This is a genomic window from Paenibacillus sp. Y916 (genome assembly GCF_056786435.1).
Window position 1 is genome coordinate 12,771 of the sequence record NZ_JBXCJA010000009.1, and the last position, 13,474, is coordinate 26,244.

The following is a 13,474-nucleotide window of genomic DNA, read 5'->3' on the forward strand; positions in this document are numbered from 1 at the left end:
TATTCAGTTCTACAAGGAGATATGTTAATCCTTTTTTGTAAGGAGAAGAGAAGTGAGAGAATCGTTCTGATAGGGTATAATGTAAAGGAAGTATATACTAGGAGGGATTATGAATGAGTGAAGCATATCTATTCGGTCTAATTGCAAAAACGAGAGAGAACGTAATCAAACAAATAGAGAATATTGAGGAATCAAAAAGGGATATTGTTCCGCAAGGGTTCAACAACAATCTTCATTGGCAACTTGGGCATATCATTACGGCTGCAGACACCCTAATCCTTCGATTAGCAGGTATGGAATCTAAGATTCCAGCCTCATATGGCAAATTGTTCGGGAATGGAACGAAACCAGCAGATTGGCAGGACGAGCCTCCGCATTGGGACATCCTAATTCTTCAGTTGCGAGAGCAATTCCATTCTCTACAAGAATCGCTTTATGGTAAGTTGGAGGAACCCGTAGCCGTGAAGGATAACTTCGCAAAAGCAGAGACGATTGGTGAACTCGTACAGCTAGATATGTCTCATGAGAATTTACATTTGGGTATGATTACTGCAATGGTGAGAGTGCTGAACTCGAATAACTAATTCAACGTGGAACACATGCCTATATATGAAATGGCTGCTTCATCCTTCAACAGGACAGAGCAGCCATTTTGTACATAAATTTCAGTTAAATAGGTCAGCCTAATTCTAGCCAAATGGCTTGTCCTTGAAGCAGGCTTTCTTGGACATCGATTACGCGTTGATTCTCTGAACCACGCCAATCTAGCTTCAAATTCCGTTGTTCTAACATAAACTTTCCATCAATGAGGACGTCACAATAGGTGAGTAACTCCAACCGTGAATCGTCTGCTATCAGTTCTTCAAATGTATATCCAGACCATACCCAGATGTTTTTGTTGACACATTCATTCTGTATTCTCTTTACTAGTGTCAATAATCCCTCTACATTCTGAAAAGGTTCGCCACCAAGAATAGATAAGCCTGCTATAGCGACATAATCAATATTTAAATCACGAATAACCTGATCCTCGAATTCCTGTGTATATGGTATTCCATAATTGAAATTCCAAGTGGCTGCATTGAAGCAGCCGATGCAATGATGTTCACATCCGGATGTGAAGATGGAATGGCGAAGTCCCTTACCATTAATCACATCGAATTTCTTGTAGTCAGCAATATTCATACGCTCACATATGCTTTACGCGCGCGAGAACTTCTTTTTGCTTGCCCGCATTGAATGGTCTTTGACTAGGTTCGGATAAATACCCACAGCAGCGTCTAATAACGGATGAAGTCTTAGGATTACTATTATCGCAATTGGGGCACTTGAATCCTGTATTCGTTGCTTCGAATTCACCTTCAAATCCACATTCTAGACATTTATCCGTTGGAGTATTCGTCCCGAAGTAAGGTATATTCTCGTAAGCGAAGTCCCACACCGCTTCTAATGCGTCCGGATTTTTGACCAGTGAATCGAATTCGCAATACGTGATGAATCCACCATTCGCATGTTGAGGGTAATCTTTTTCGAAAGCAATCTTTTCAAAAGGAGTGACCTTCTTAAATACATCCAAATGAAACGAGTTCGTGTAATATCCTTTGTCGGTAATTCCAGCGAGCACACCGAACTGCTCCTCATCTAACTTACAGAAGCGATAGCATAATGATTCCGCAGGTGTAGAATACAGACTGAACCCGTAACCTGTTTCCTGCGTCCATTGTTGCGTCTTAGCACTCATATATTTGACAATATCTAATCCCTTTTTCCGAAGTTCTAGATCATCGAATATTTGATGACCGTAGAGAGCTAGAATAGTTTCATGAATACCTATATAACCTAGGGAGATGCTTGCTCTGCCATTCTCTAATAAATGATGTATTGTATCCTCCGGTTGGAGCCGACTGCCCGCTGCACCTTCCATATATAGAATAGGGGCTACTTTGGCTTGTACGCCTTTTAGACGTTGAGCACGATACATCAGACCCTCCTTGCAAGTATCAAGTAATTCATCAAGTAGAAGATAGAAGTCTTTCTCTGAACCGTTCGCTCTAATAGCAATCCGAGGCAGATTGGCTGTCACGACACCTAGATTGAATCTTCCATCATGAATAGCTTGTCCATTCTCCTCATATACACCTAAGAAAGATCTGCAACCCATAGGGAACTTGAATGAACCCGTAATTTCCTTCACTTTAGGAACGGAGATAATGTCTGGGTACATACGCAGTGTGCTACATTTGAGAGCTAGCTTCTTAATGTCATAGTTTGGATCATCGGGGTTGAGATTTACGCCCTCTTCAATCCCAAAGATAAGCTTGGGAAATACCGGTGTTTTGCCGTCCTTACCGAGCCCCCTAATTCTATTCTTGAGAATCGCAATTTGAATCTGTCTTTCCGCCCACGAAGTCCCTCTACCGAAGCCAAAAGTGCTGAAAGGTGTCTGTCCATTCGCACTAACGAGTGTATTGATCTCATATTCCAGTGATTGAAATGCATCATATGTCTCTTTTTCAGTAAGTTTCTTAGCATACTCGAAGCATCTTGGATATTCTGTATGTAGCATATCGTTATCATAAGAGATGTCGAGGTCGGCGATAGCAGAAGTGTCTAGCATATACAACCATTCAAGACCAATCTTATAGTGTTTCTTAAATGAATAGCCTACATAGGGAGATAATATGACATCGATCTGGTTGATCGTATTACCACCATAAATATGACTGGCGACTTGAGCAATAATCTGTGCTGTAATAGCTGTTGCAGTTGTAATAGATTTAGGTGTTTCGATCTGAGCATTGCCTAGCTTGAACCCATTCTCCAACATACCTTTAAGATCAATAAGCATACAGTTAAAAATAGGGAAGTAAGGACTATAATCTTGATCGTGAAAATGTAGATGACCCACGTTATGCGCTTCGACAACTCTCTTAGGAATCATATACGTCTGCGCGAAGTCCTTGGCCATAATTCCTGCAAGCAAGTCTCTTTGTGTTGGAATCGTAGCACCGTCTTTATTGGAGTTTTCTTTCAATACTTCTTCATTAGTAAGGTCGAGAAGCCCTTGTACTTTCTTGTCTAGGCTACCGCGTTCACGCCTCTTAAGTGTGCGTATTTCGCGATACCCTATATACTCTTCAGCAGCATCTTTTCTTGAACTATTCATGAGGGCAGATTGTACTTCATCTTGAATATGTTCTATATCAATCTTCTCAAATTTATATATTTTATGGGTTACTTTGTCGGCGATTCGCTGAGCGATGTCCATATCTATTTTCTTCTCAGTTCGATCCATAGCCTTGCAAATAGCATCAATAATTTTCTGTTGATTAAAAGTGACCTCTGTACCATCCCGTTTTATAACTAACGTAGTACTCACCCTTTCTAAAGTTCATGTTTCGTGAGTATAGCATCAAAAGTCACAGCAACTTAGCTACATTTGTCACATCGTTTTCATTAGGTTTTAAAATCTAAAATTTAAAGGGGATCTGCTTGACAAACATTCTAGAATGCTTGACTATTGCAAAATCAGGGGAGTATATATGGGAAGGGAGCATGATATATCGTATGGAGATATTCCAATATAATTCATTCTGGGGCATCACCGTTTCCCTTTTCCTGTGAAAATGTTTAAGATGAAATAAGTCAGAAGTAAAAGGAGAAATGATATATGTCAGAAGCGATTCAAGTATTTAGAGGGAAATATGTAGAGAGTACACATCACATTCATGTAGCCGTTGTAGATTATACAGGAAAGCTACTGTATTCATATGGGGATCCCCAAAGATTAACCTTTGCACGTTCGGCCATGAAACCATTTCAAGCGGTTCCGATTGTGGAGACAGGGACGGCGACGTCATTCGGATATAGTGCTTCTGAGATTGCACTTAGTTGCGCATCACATAGTGGGGAAGAGATTCATCGGAAAGCTGTATTGAATATACTAGAACGGGTGAATTTAGAAGAAGAAGATTTATTGTGCGGGACCCATGTTCCCAGAGACAAGGCTAGTTATATCGAACTAATCCAAGCGGGTGGTGAGTTAACGCCAGTCTTTAGTAATTGCTCAGGTAAGCATTCAAGCATGCTCGCAACAGCAGTACATCTGAATGAAGATATACATACGTATCCTGAAATTAATCATCCTGTTCAACAACGGATTCTCGACGTAATTACAGAGGTGTGCAGTATTCCCAGAGAGCAGATTGGACTTAGTGTAGATGGTTGTGGTTTGCCAGTACATCAAATTCCTCTTTGTAATACAGCATTAGGATTTGCTCGATTGGCATATCCAGGGGGGACGGTTTCTGCAGGTAGAGCAGGAGCACTCGAAATGATCCGTGATGCGATGATGGCGAATCCTGAGATGGTAGCTGGCAAGAAAAGATTCGATACGGACGTCATGAGAGCTTTTAAAGGTAATATTGTCACTAAGGTAGGGGCAGAAGGGGTTCAATGTCTGGGAATCGTTGACCGTGGTATCGGTATTGCTATTAAAATTGAAGATGGATCGGATCGGGCATCCGGTGTTGCGGCAATGGAGGTATTGAGACAGCTTGGAATTGGTGATGAGTCAACAAATGAGTTGTTGAAAGATTATATTCATGCACCTGTACTGAATGCGAGGAATGTTAAGATCGGTGTTGTGAAGGCGAACTTCGTTTTGGATTCGGCTACGGAGTAGGTGAGTAATATAGCGTTTCATAGAATAACAAGCGGAGTCCCAAATCATGTTTACTGGTTTGGGACTCCGCTTGTTAAATTTAATCATTTACTTCGATATGTCGTCCTGGAAGATCTTTATTAGAGAGCAATTCTGAGACCGTTACGAAAGAATAACCTCTCTTTATTAATTCTGGCAACAATACTTTTAGGGCTTCTACGGTATTTGTACCTTTATAAACGTAATCGTGCATCAATATAATATCTCCATTGTGAACGTTGTTGAGTACCCTATTCACGATTGTATTCACATCTGGATTAGCCCAATCCTTCGTATCTTGATCCCATGACCAGAGGACCATTAGCAGTTCATTTTCTTTACAAATGTTAACAGATGTTTCGTTATAGTTACCACCCGGAGGCCGAAATAGAGTTGCCTTTTGCCCAATAGCTTTATAAATAGCATCTTGGGTTAGATTCAGTTCTAACAGTAATTTATCTCTAGGGATATTAAGGAAGGAAGAATGGTCATAAGAATGATTTCCGATCTCATGTCCTTCCAATGATTCTTGCATGACAATTTCGGGAAACTTCTCAACTCGATTACCTAGTACAAAGAAAGTTGCTTTAGCCTGATATTGTTTGAGGAGGGCAAGTATTTGAGGTGTTTTATCGCGATCAGGACCGTCATCAAAGGTAAGAGCGACGACCTTACGATCTGTTGGAACTTCCCAAACGATATCTCCACGTTTCTCATAATAGAATCTATTTTTACTCGTTGGGGAATTGGGTTCCGCATATGTTACGTTGATGAATAGTGAACTGACAATGGTGAATATAATGATGATTCGTATCTTATTCAAAATATTCATTGAACCTCCGTCTTTGGGTCTTATTTTACACTTTGATATTATATTTCACCACTGTATAATCATTTATTCAGAAGAATAATGTCATAACTATCCCTTGCTGAAGCTATCTATAAACTTGGTAGCTAGAGATGAGATATATTTATCTTTTATCCAAATGGCGGCTATCCTCGTTCTCAATGCTTCACTCTTGATTTCTTTGTAGATCAGATTCTCATGATTGGCGAGAACGAGGGCAGACTTAGGAATGATTCCGATTCCAAGTCCAGCGTTTGCCCACAATAATGTTGTACGAGCATCGTCATTTATGCAAAAAAAAGTAGGTTCAAAACCTTCTTTCAAACAGGTCTCGAGAATGAGTTGCTCAAACCTGCGATAAATGATGAGTGGTTTCTCCATTAATTCACCGACATCAATCGTGTTGCGATGAGATGCCCAGTCAAAATTGGGGGTCATTACGGCAATCATGGGCTCAGATTCAGCATATCTACATTCTAGATTAGATGTGTTGAATGGGGTTCTGACAATGCCAACCTCCACAATCCCTTTCGTTAAGAGATCAATAATCATAAAAGTATTGCCTTCGTGAATTTCGAATTTCACACCCGTATAGGATTTGTGAAATTCGGAAAGCCTTTCCTTCATAAGGGTTGCACCAGAAGAGGATACTGTGCCTATGGAGAGAGTTCCCTTCAGTCCTTTAGCGAAATCATTGATTTCTCTGGCGGTGGAGTCCGTTAATTCTAAAATTTGTTGGGCCCTATTTCGCAGGATGATTCCCGCATCCGTGAGCTGCACACTTCGTGGTCTTCGCTCCACGAGCTTAACGCCAAGCTCCTCCTCGAGAAGCTTGAGTTGATGGCTTAGTGGCGGTTGGGCCATTTGTAGCTTCTTTGCCGCCGCTGTAATCTGACCTTCTTCAGCTATGGTAAGGAAGTATTTGAGTTGTCTAATATCCATATAGAATCCTCCAGTCTTGACATATGATTATCGTATCGCAAAGGAATGAAACTGGTATTTTTAATATGTGAGTAGTTATGCCATAATGATAGTCGGTAATGCATAATAGTCAATAGTTTGGACGATATTTTACGATAGGTGATGATTAGAGTTGTTTAAGTTAGCTACATATTTAAGACCGTACAGGAAAGAGGTCATCATCGGGCCGATATTCAAGCTGTTGGAAGCTATATTTGAGCTACTCCTACCCACGATAGTCGCGCTCATTATTAATAAAGGGATAGGCATGCGTGATACGTCTTATGTGTTCAAAATGGGTGGGCTTATGCTCCTGCTGTCCATTATAGGGTTTGGATGTTCAATGATCTGTCAGTATTATGCTGCGCGCGCCTCACAAGGGTTCGGCACCACATTGCGTAACAAGATTTATAAACATATTTCCTCACTCTCATACGCGGACATGGATAAGGTTGGTACACAATCGCTCGTGAACCGGATAACGAATGATGTCAATCAGCTTCAATTAGCTGTTGCAATGCTCATTCGCCTCGTTATAAGAGCACCTTTTATTTGCGTTGGGGCAATAATAATGTCGATGATATTAGATTTTCGATTGTCACTTATTCTACTAATAGCGACACCTATTTTTGGAGTGATCTTATATTTCGTCATCACACGTACTTCACCGATCTATCGAAGTTATCAGCAGAAATTGGATCGAATTGCCCTTATTTTAAGTGAGAATCTATCCGGTGTACGGGTTATTCGTGCTTTTTCAAAGAGTAGAGAGGAAAGACAGCGATTTAATGAATCCTCGGAGGATTTAACTCATACAGCCATTCGGGTAGGTCGAATTTCAGCACTTTTGAATCCGCTGACGACACTCGTGGTGAATGCTGCTATTATCGCTATACTATGGGTTGGTGGTATCCATATCAATGAAGGTCGTCTCTCACAGGGGGAGATTATCGCCTTTATGAATTATATTACGCAAATTTTGCTAGCATTAATTGTTGTATCGAATTTAGTCATTATTTTTACGAAGGCATCTTCTTCGGCTGGACGGATTAATGAAGTGTTAGCTACGACATCGTCACTTCAGGATATGGGTAATATCAGTTCTCACTACATCGACAAACATGTGGCAGTGCCAGTTATTCAGTTCAACAACGTTACCTTTGGATATAACAAGACGGGGGATATGGCGCTTGAGAATATATCTGTCGAGATCAATCATGGTGAAACAGTAGGGATAATCGGGAGTACAGGTTCGGGGAAATCTACATTTATCAATCTAATCCCAAGGTTCTACGATGCGACAGAAGGCGAAGTGCGGATGGAGGGAGTCAATGTGAAAAATTATTCCCTTAAACAATTAAGGCAGAAGGTCGGTATGGTTCCACAAAAGGCAAATCTCTTCACCGGTACGATTGCTGAGAATATCCGCTGGGGTAACGAGAACTCAACGAATGAGGAAGTGGCTAAGGCGGCTGCTATTGCGCAAGCTGATGAATTTATCACTAAGCTTCCAGATGGATATAACACGATGGTCTCCCGTGGGGGACTCAACTTATCTGGTGGTCAAAAGCAACGTCTGACGATTGCCCGGGCAATCGTCGCTAAGCCAGAGATTCTTATCCTCGATGATTCCTCAAGTGCTCTAGATTTCGCCACGGATGCTGGGCTAAGGCGTGCTCTGAAGGCGAACGATATGTTGATGACTGTGCTCATGGTATCGCAAAGAGTTAGCACGATACAGCAAGCCGATAAAATAATCGTATTTGAGGAAGGACGAATTGTAGGAATCGGTACGCATGATGAATTGATGATTAGCTGCGAGGTTTACAAGGAAGTGTACCTTTCCCAGCTTTCCAGTGAGGAGTCGGGCAAATGAATAATAAGGAAACATGGAAGAGACTGATAAAGTATATAGGACGATATAAAAAAATGACTGTATGGGCGATATTGTGTGCTATTCTCAGTGTTGTTGCCAGTCTGATCGGTCCATTATTAATAGGTAAGACTGTTGATCATATGATTGGTGTACAGCAGGTCAATTTCAGTGCAATGTTGGAACTGTTGGTCATTCTAGCGATCGTATATATCGTTGGTAGTCTCTTTGGATGGTTGTTGATCTATTCGACGAATCGTATCGCTTACCGGACTGTGTATGATATGCGTCGTGAACTCTTCGAGAAGATGAATATATTGCCGCTCAGTTATCACGATACTCACCCACAGGGTGACAGTATCAGTCGATTTGTTAATGATATGGATATCGTCTCAGATGGACTTCTTCAGGGCTTCTCCACATTGCTTACAGGTGTGATTATGATTGCGGGATCAATTGCATTCATGCTTTATATTAATCCGCTTATGACGTTAGTTGTTCTGATATCGGGCCCGGTCTCGTTCTTTGTGGCACGATTCATAACGACACGATCTCAGCAGATGTTCAAAGAGCAGGCTCGCATCTTAGGTGGATTAAACGGCTATGTAGAAGAAATGATTGGTGGACAAAAAGTGGTTCAAGCATTTCAGTACGAAGAGCGTTCGTTTACTAAATTTGAAGAGAAGAATCAAGCGTTGTATGAGGCAGGTGTGAAATCTCAGTTCTATGGTTCATTATCGAATCCGACAACCCGTCTCGTAAACAATATTACGTTCTCTGTTCTCGCCATGATTGGTAGTGTAGCTGTTATTCTAAATACCATTACAGTGGGGGAACTATCAAGCTTCCTAATCTTCTCTAATCTGTTCGCTAAGCCTTTCAATGAGATTACAGGCGTATTAACGCAGCTTCAATCGGCAAGTGCATCGGCACAGCGTATCTTCTCTGTTCTTGATCAGATAGCGGAACACCCCGACGCTCCAGAGGCAATTTATTTGGAACAAAGTAAAGGGACGATAACCTTTGATAAGGTGAATTTTGCATACAATCCAGATCGACCACTCATTACTAATTTCAGCCTAGAAGTTAAGCCGGGAACTCGTATTGCGATTGTCGGTCAGACTGGGGCGGGAAAAACGACACTTATTAACCTCTTAATGCGATTTTATGATGTGAATAGTGGCGCTATTATGATTGATGGTGTGAATATCAATAACATAACTCGTGATAGTTTACGACAAAGTTTCGGTATGGTATTGCAGGAAACCTGGTTATATGGCGGGAGTATTCGAGACAATATTGCATATGGTAAGCCAGATGCAACGGATGAAGAAGTTATTATGGCAGCGAAAGCGGCTAATGCACATAGCTTCATCAAACGGTTACCTAATGGGTATGATACGTTGATTTCTGGTACTGGGGGCAGTTTATCTCAGGGACAAGAACAGCTTCTGACGATTGCCCGCGTGATGTTAGTGGATCCACCAATGCTTATTCTTGATGAAGCAACAAGTAGCATTGATACTCGAACGGAGGTTCGTATTCAGAAGGCATTTCAGAAAATGATTGAGGGGAGAACCAGCTTTGTTATTGCACATCGATTATCGACGATAAGAGAAGCTGATTTGATCCTATACATGAAGAATGGCGATGTCGTGGAGAGTGGAAGTCATAAGGAGTTGTTAGAGCAAGGTGGTCATTATGCAGGGTTGTACAATAGCCAGTTTACATCGGCATGAATGAGTCTTGGTGTGATTTGAAAAAGGGGATGTGCGCAAGCCAAGAATTATGGCTTGAAGCACATCCCTTTTCTGTTGATGGAGTAATGTTGTTCAAGAAATATTAGGTCTAATTGATGGATTGTCCATTATACGATTTAATGTCTAGTGGTGCAGCTAAGAAGTTACCAGCCTTACCCACAAAAGTAGTGAAGTGCGTGCTAGCATTATGGATTGCTACAGCATCGGAATCTTGCCAAACTTCAACCATAATGAATATATTTTCTTTGTCAGTACTTTTAAATAAATCGTAAGAGATATTGCCGGCTTCTGCTTTTGAAGCGTCGATTAAAGGTTGAATCTCTTCAATAAATGCTTGGTGTTTATTGGCGATAATATTAAATGTGGCATGAATAATGATCATTGAATTTCCCTCCATTATCGTGAGTAATATGTCTTACTTCCATTGAGCAATTGTATCGATAGGTAAACGTACTGATTTATAACCTTGATCCGCTGCTTTACCTATTGAGATAAGCATAACAGGAACGTAGCGTTCTTTATCTAATCCGAAAGCCTCGGAAATTTGATCCTTCTCGTAACCACCGATTGGATTTGTGTCGTACCCATGAGCGCGAGCTACGAGCATGAGTTGCATAGATACAAGGCCACCATCAATGAGGACGGTCTCTCTATTATCTTGAGGATCCAGTGTTGCGAAATGGGCTGATAATCTAGGAAGTTGCATCTCTTTTGTCTCTAAGGGCATATAACCAAGTTCAACGGCCTTACCGTATATTTCTTCAGCTTTATCGAAATTATTCAGATCGCCAAAGACGGCGATGACAGCAGCAGATGTTTCAACTTGATTTTGATTGAATCGAGCAAGTGGTGCTAGAATTGCTTTTGCTTCAGGGCTCTCGATCACAACAAAGCGCCATGGCTGTAAATTAATTGAAGAGGGTGCAAGAGTTGCCTCTGTAAGTATTTCAGTCATTTCTTCACGGCTGATTTTTACGGAAGTATCATAATTTTTGATGGAGCGGCGTCCTGTAATTATTTCTGTGAAGTCATTTGTTTTAGTAGTTTGCAAAGTTAAAATCTCCTTTTGTCTGTTATTATAGTTGGTTAATATGGTGGATCATCCGGTTGAGCATATCAGATAGCGTAGATCGTTCTTGCTCGTCGAAATCTTTAAGCAATTGCGTAATAAACTGTTGCTTCTCTTTTTTATAAACGATGATTTCATGGCGTCCACGATCCGTTAGTTTTACGAGTGTAACTCGATTATCGTCTGGATTAGTACGCCTTGAAACAGTACCTGCTACTTCAAGTTGCTTTAAGTGCCTCGTGACTGCTGCGCTGTCAATTTTCACTTCTTTTTGGAGTGTGGTTTGACTGATTTCATCTACTAGATAAAGCTGATGTAAAAGCTGCAGTCGTGATGGACTAATACCTGCGCAACGTTCAAATTTAGTACTGATCTGTTTACTAAGAGATTGCATTTGGTCAAAGACATATGCTTCCTCAGATGATAATGGGGTCAATGTTGGCCTCCTTATATCATGCGTAAAACTATGATGTTTATTAGTTGATGCATCAATGGTTGATATGTCAATTAATATAAAACATATGAACCAATAAATCAAGTGTCTTTCACTTTCCAATTATTTCTGAACTAATAGGGAATATACAAAAGCAGAACAATGGCAGACCGAGGATGATACCGTAGGTCTGCCATTGTTCTGCACTATTCACTTGTAATGAGGGAGGACATAATCAATTATTATGATCGAGTAGTAATTGAAAGTCATTATTACGGATGAAGTCTAACACTTTATCGTATATAAGCTGATGTCCGTCTTTATTCGGGTGTATACCATCTATACAAATAAATTTAGTGAAATCAGGCTGTTCTAAGAAGGCGCTTCTTACATCAATTATTCTCGTCTGGGTACTCTCGGCAACCTTGAGAATTGTCGAGTTATACCGTTCCTGCCACCAATAAATTTTGGTGACACTACCTAACCATTTCAGGATATTTGCAGCTACCTCTGGGTTGTTGTGGCTGACCCATTTGAAATAATTCTCCGCATTAAGTGGAGGGAGGTTCATTAAAATAGGCGTAATTTGTTGGCTTTTTAATAATTCGATAGTATCTCTAAGCATTTTCTCAAATACATTGAAGTCGGTCTTTGGATTATGCTCCGCATCAGGATTATTGGCAATTTCATTCCAATGGAAATCACAATCATTGCCACCATACTCGATCAGCACGAAGTCAGGCTTTTCTTTTAGTATATCTTTTTTAAGATTTCCGATTCCTTTAATTAGCGTATTCCCAAATCTCGCCGTATTGCGAACAACACCTTTTAATTTACTTTGCATGAGAGAAACATAATTATCTTCTAGAATGACATACTTACTGCGAGATTCGTCATAAACAACTCCTTTGGAAATGGAGTCTCCCGTAATCATATACTTAATGGAATTGGCAGATAACTCTTCACGTTCTTTACTCATGATTTCAACTCGATTCTTTGAGAAGATTCAATATCTCTTTTAAAGTGTAATATAGCTTTGGGGATAAGTAAAATGCAGATGGGTCACTATAGGATTAAAATGTATACACTTTGTGAATTTCGTTGCAAGGGCATTTTATTTACTTAAAATTGTGTTATACTAAATTTATACAAATAGTCTTAGGGGGAAATTAAAATGAAAAAGTTAATGGGTCTGGGATTAGTATTGATGGTTGTATTACTAGCAGCTTGCGGAAATAACAATGCACCAGCAGCACAAGAACCTGCTGGAAATGAAGTGGCTGATGTAGTAACAACAGCTTCAATTGTAAACAATGAAGAAGCATTCTTGAATGCGATCAGCAAAGATGGAACATGGATTATTGCTACACTTAATGATTTGACGTTTGATCAAGATCTTGTATTAGAAGGAGAATTTACGAACAGAGACGTAGTCGCTCGTAAGATCGCTCTTTATGAACAAGATGCAGATAAAAATATAACAGCTTCGTATACACTAACCGCTCCTAAGTTAACAGTAACAAGTGAAAATGCAAGAATTCAAGGTGGAACTTTTGTTGGTGATGTCTATGTTGAGGCTAATGGATTCCTACTTGTTGATGCTAAGGTTGAAGGTAATATTTACTTTGCAAGTGAAGAGTTCAAAGCATCTTTTGATCCATCTGGGAATGGTGAAGTAACTGGAGTTACTGAAGTGAAATAAATAGTTCGTTTTATTAAAGAAGGGCCTTGAGGAGTTTAATCCTCAGGGCCCTTTTTTGACATAGTAGAGAGTATAACAAGAAGGATTCGTCTCAGCCTATACATATATGGTCTTGAATTGAGTGGTAA

Annotated in this window: 13 protein-coding genes; 5 read left to right on the forward strand and 8 right to left on the reverse strand. The window is 40.3% G+C overall.

The genetic code is table 11. The features are described from left to right. The first annotated feature begins 113 nt into the window (after window positions 1-113). Entirely contained in the window at window positions 114-584 is a 471-nt protein-coding gene (locus AC1TO9_RS17590) for a DinB family protein (RefSeq protein WP_482060004.1), read from the forward strand. Window positions 585-678: 94 nt separating this feature from the next. Here the strand turns inward: AC1TO9_RS17590 and nrdG are convergent, their stop codons facing one another. Beyond that, a complete protein-coding gene (nrdG, locus tag AC1TO9_RS17595; protein WP_482060005.1) occupies window positions 679-1,185 on the reverse strand; it encodes an anaerobic ribonucleoside-triphosphate reductase activating protein in 507 nt (168 codons plus the stop codon). Between the two features lie 4 nt (window positions 1,186-1,189). After that, window positions 1,190-3,379, reverse strand: coding sequence for an anaerobic ribonucleoside-triphosphate reductase (gene nrdD / locus AC1TO9_RS17600; RefSeq protein ID WP_482060006.1), 2,190 nt, complete (start codon window positions 3,377-3,379; stop codon window positions 1,190-1,192). A gap of 291 nt (window positions 3,380-3,670) precedes the next feature. Here nrdD and AC1TO9_RS17605 point away from each other — a divergent pair, with 291 nt between their 5' ends. Continuing rightward, a complete protein-coding gene (locus AC1TO9_RS17605) occupies window positions 3,671-4,684 on the forward strand; it encodes an asparaginase (RefSeq protein WP_482056792.1) in 1,014 nt (337 codons plus the stop codon). A 79-nt stretch (window positions 4,685-4,763) separates the two neighbouring features. Here the strand turns inward: AC1TO9_RS17605 and AC1TO9_RS17610 are convergent, their stop codons facing one another. Beyond that, window positions 4,764-5,534: a polysaccharide deacetylase family protein gene (locus tag AC1TO9_RS17610; protein ID WP_482060007.1), complete on the reverse strand. Its 771-nt coding sequence runs from the start codon at window positions 5,532-5,534 to the stop codon at window positions 4,764-4,766. Between the two features lie 87 nt (window positions 5,535-5,621). Then, window positions 5,622-6,491 carry a LysR family transcriptional regulator gene (locus AC1TO9_RS17615; RefSeq protein WP_482060008.1) on the reverse strand — a complete coding sequence of 290 codons (870 nt, stop codon included), beginning with the start codon at window positions 6,489-6,491 and terminating at the stop codon, window positions 5,622-5,624. Window positions 6,492-6,642: 151 nt separating this feature from the next. On the opposite strand from AC1TO9_RS17615, the gene AC1TO9_RS17620 reads away from it, so the two are divergent. After that, complete coding sequence (locus AC1TO9_RS17620) at window positions 6,643-8,385, forward strand: ABC transporter ATP-binding protein (protein WP_482060009.1); 1,743 nt, start codon at window positions 6,643-6,645, stop codon at window positions 8,383-8,385. Continuing rightward, window positions 8,382-10,121 carry an ABC transporter ATP-binding protein gene (locus tag AC1TO9_RS17625; protein WP_482060010.1) on the forward strand — a complete coding sequence of 580 codons (1,740 nt, stop codon included), beginning with the start codon at window positions 8,382-8,384 and terminating at the stop codon, window positions 10,119-10,121. The genes AC1TO9_RS17620 and AC1TO9_RS17625 overlap by 4 nt, the downstream gene beginning before the upstream one ends. 109 nt (window positions 10,122-10,230) lie before the next feature. Here AC1TO9_RS17625 and AC1TO9_RS17630 read toward each other — a convergent pair whose 3' ends face one another. The 4 genes from AC1TO9_RS17630 to AC1TO9_RS17645 all read right to left on the reverse strand — a co-directional run bounded on the left by AC1TO9_RS17630 (window position 10,231) and on the right by AC1TO9_RS17645 (window position 12,623). Further along, window positions 10,231-10,524 (reverse strand): putative quinol monooxygenase, encoded by a 294-nt coding sequence (locus tag AC1TO9_RS17630; RefSeq protein ID WP_482056789.1) that lies wholly within the window; start codon window positions 10,522-10,524, stop codon window positions 10,231-10,233. Window positions 10,525-10,557: 33 nt separating this feature from the next. Next, a complete protein-coding gene (locus AC1TO9_RS17635; protein WP_482056788.1) occupies window positions 10,558-11,193 on the reverse strand; it encodes a nitroreductase family protein in 636 nt (211 codons plus the stop codon). Window positions 11,194-11,218: 25 nt separating this feature from the next. Next, window positions 11,219-11,605, reverse strand: a complete 387-nt coding sequence (locus AC1TO9_RS17640) for a MarR family winged helix-turn-helix transcriptional regulator (RefSeq protein ID WP_482060091.1) — start codon at window positions 11,603-11,605, stop codon at window positions 11,219-11,221. A 274-nt stretch (window positions 11,606-11,879) separates the two neighbouring features. Then, complete coding sequence (locus AC1TO9_RS17645) at window positions 11,880-12,623, reverse strand: SGNH/GDSL hydrolase family protein (RefSeq protein ID WP_482056787.1); 744 nt, start codon at window positions 12,621-12,623, stop codon at window positions 11,880-11,882. A 195-nt stretch (window positions 12,624-12,818) separates the two neighbouring features. Between AC1TO9_RS17645 and AC1TO9_RS17650 the strand changes: the two genes are divergently transcribed. After that, window positions 12,819-13,346: a hypothetical protein gene (locus AC1TO9_RS17650; protein WP_482056786.1), complete on the forward strand. Its 528-nt coding sequence runs from the start codon at window positions 12,819-12,821 to the stop codon at window positions 13,344-13,346. Window positions 13,347-13,474 lie beyond the last annotated feature (128 nt).

What these genes read in the sequence shown, in the direction of transcription:
- AC1TO9_RS17610 (WP_482060007.1), bottom strand. Translation starts at nt 5,534, where the DNA reads ATGAATATTTTGAATAAGATACGAATCATCATTATATTCACCATTGTC.
- nrdG (WP_482060005.1), bottom strand. Translation starts at nt 1,185, where the DNA reads ATGAATATTGCTGACTACAAGAAATTCGATGTGATTAATGGTAAGGGA.
- AC1TO9_RS17605 (WP_482056792.1), top strand. Translation starts at nt 3,671, where the DNA reads ATGTCAGAAGCGATTCAAGTATTTAGAGGGAAATATGTAGAGAGTACA.
- AC1TO9_RS17615 (WP_482060008.1), bottom strand. Translation starts at nt 6,491, where the DNA reads ATGGATATTAGACAACTCAAATACTTCCTTACCATAGCTGAAGAAGGT.
- AC1TO9_RS17650 (WP_482056786.1), top strand. Translation starts at nt 12,819, where the DNA reads ATGAAAAAGTTAATGGGTCTGGGATTAGTATTGATGGTTGTATTACTA.
- AC1TO9_RS17590 (WP_482060004.1), top strand. Translation starts at nt 114, where the DNA reads ATGAGTGAAGCATATCTATTCGGTCTAATTGCAAAAACGAGAGAGAAC.
- AC1TO9_RS17630 (WP_482056789.1), bottom strand. Translation starts at nt 10,524, where the DNA reads ATGATCATTATTCATGCCACATTTAATATTATCGCCAATAAACACCAA.
- AC1TO9_RS17640 (WP_482060091.1), bottom strand. Translation starts at nt 11,605, where the DNA reads ATGCAATCTCTTAGTAAACAGATCAGTACTAAATTTGAACGTTGCGCA.
- AC1TO9_RS17625 (WP_482060010.1), top strand. Translation starts at nt 8,382, where the DNA reads ATGAATAATAAGGAAACATGGAAGAGACTGATAAAGTATATAGGACGA.
- AC1TO9_RS17645 (WP_482056787.1), bottom strand. Translation starts at nt 12,623, where the DNA reads ATGAGTAAAGAACGTGAAGAGTTATCTGCCAATTCCATTAAGTATATG.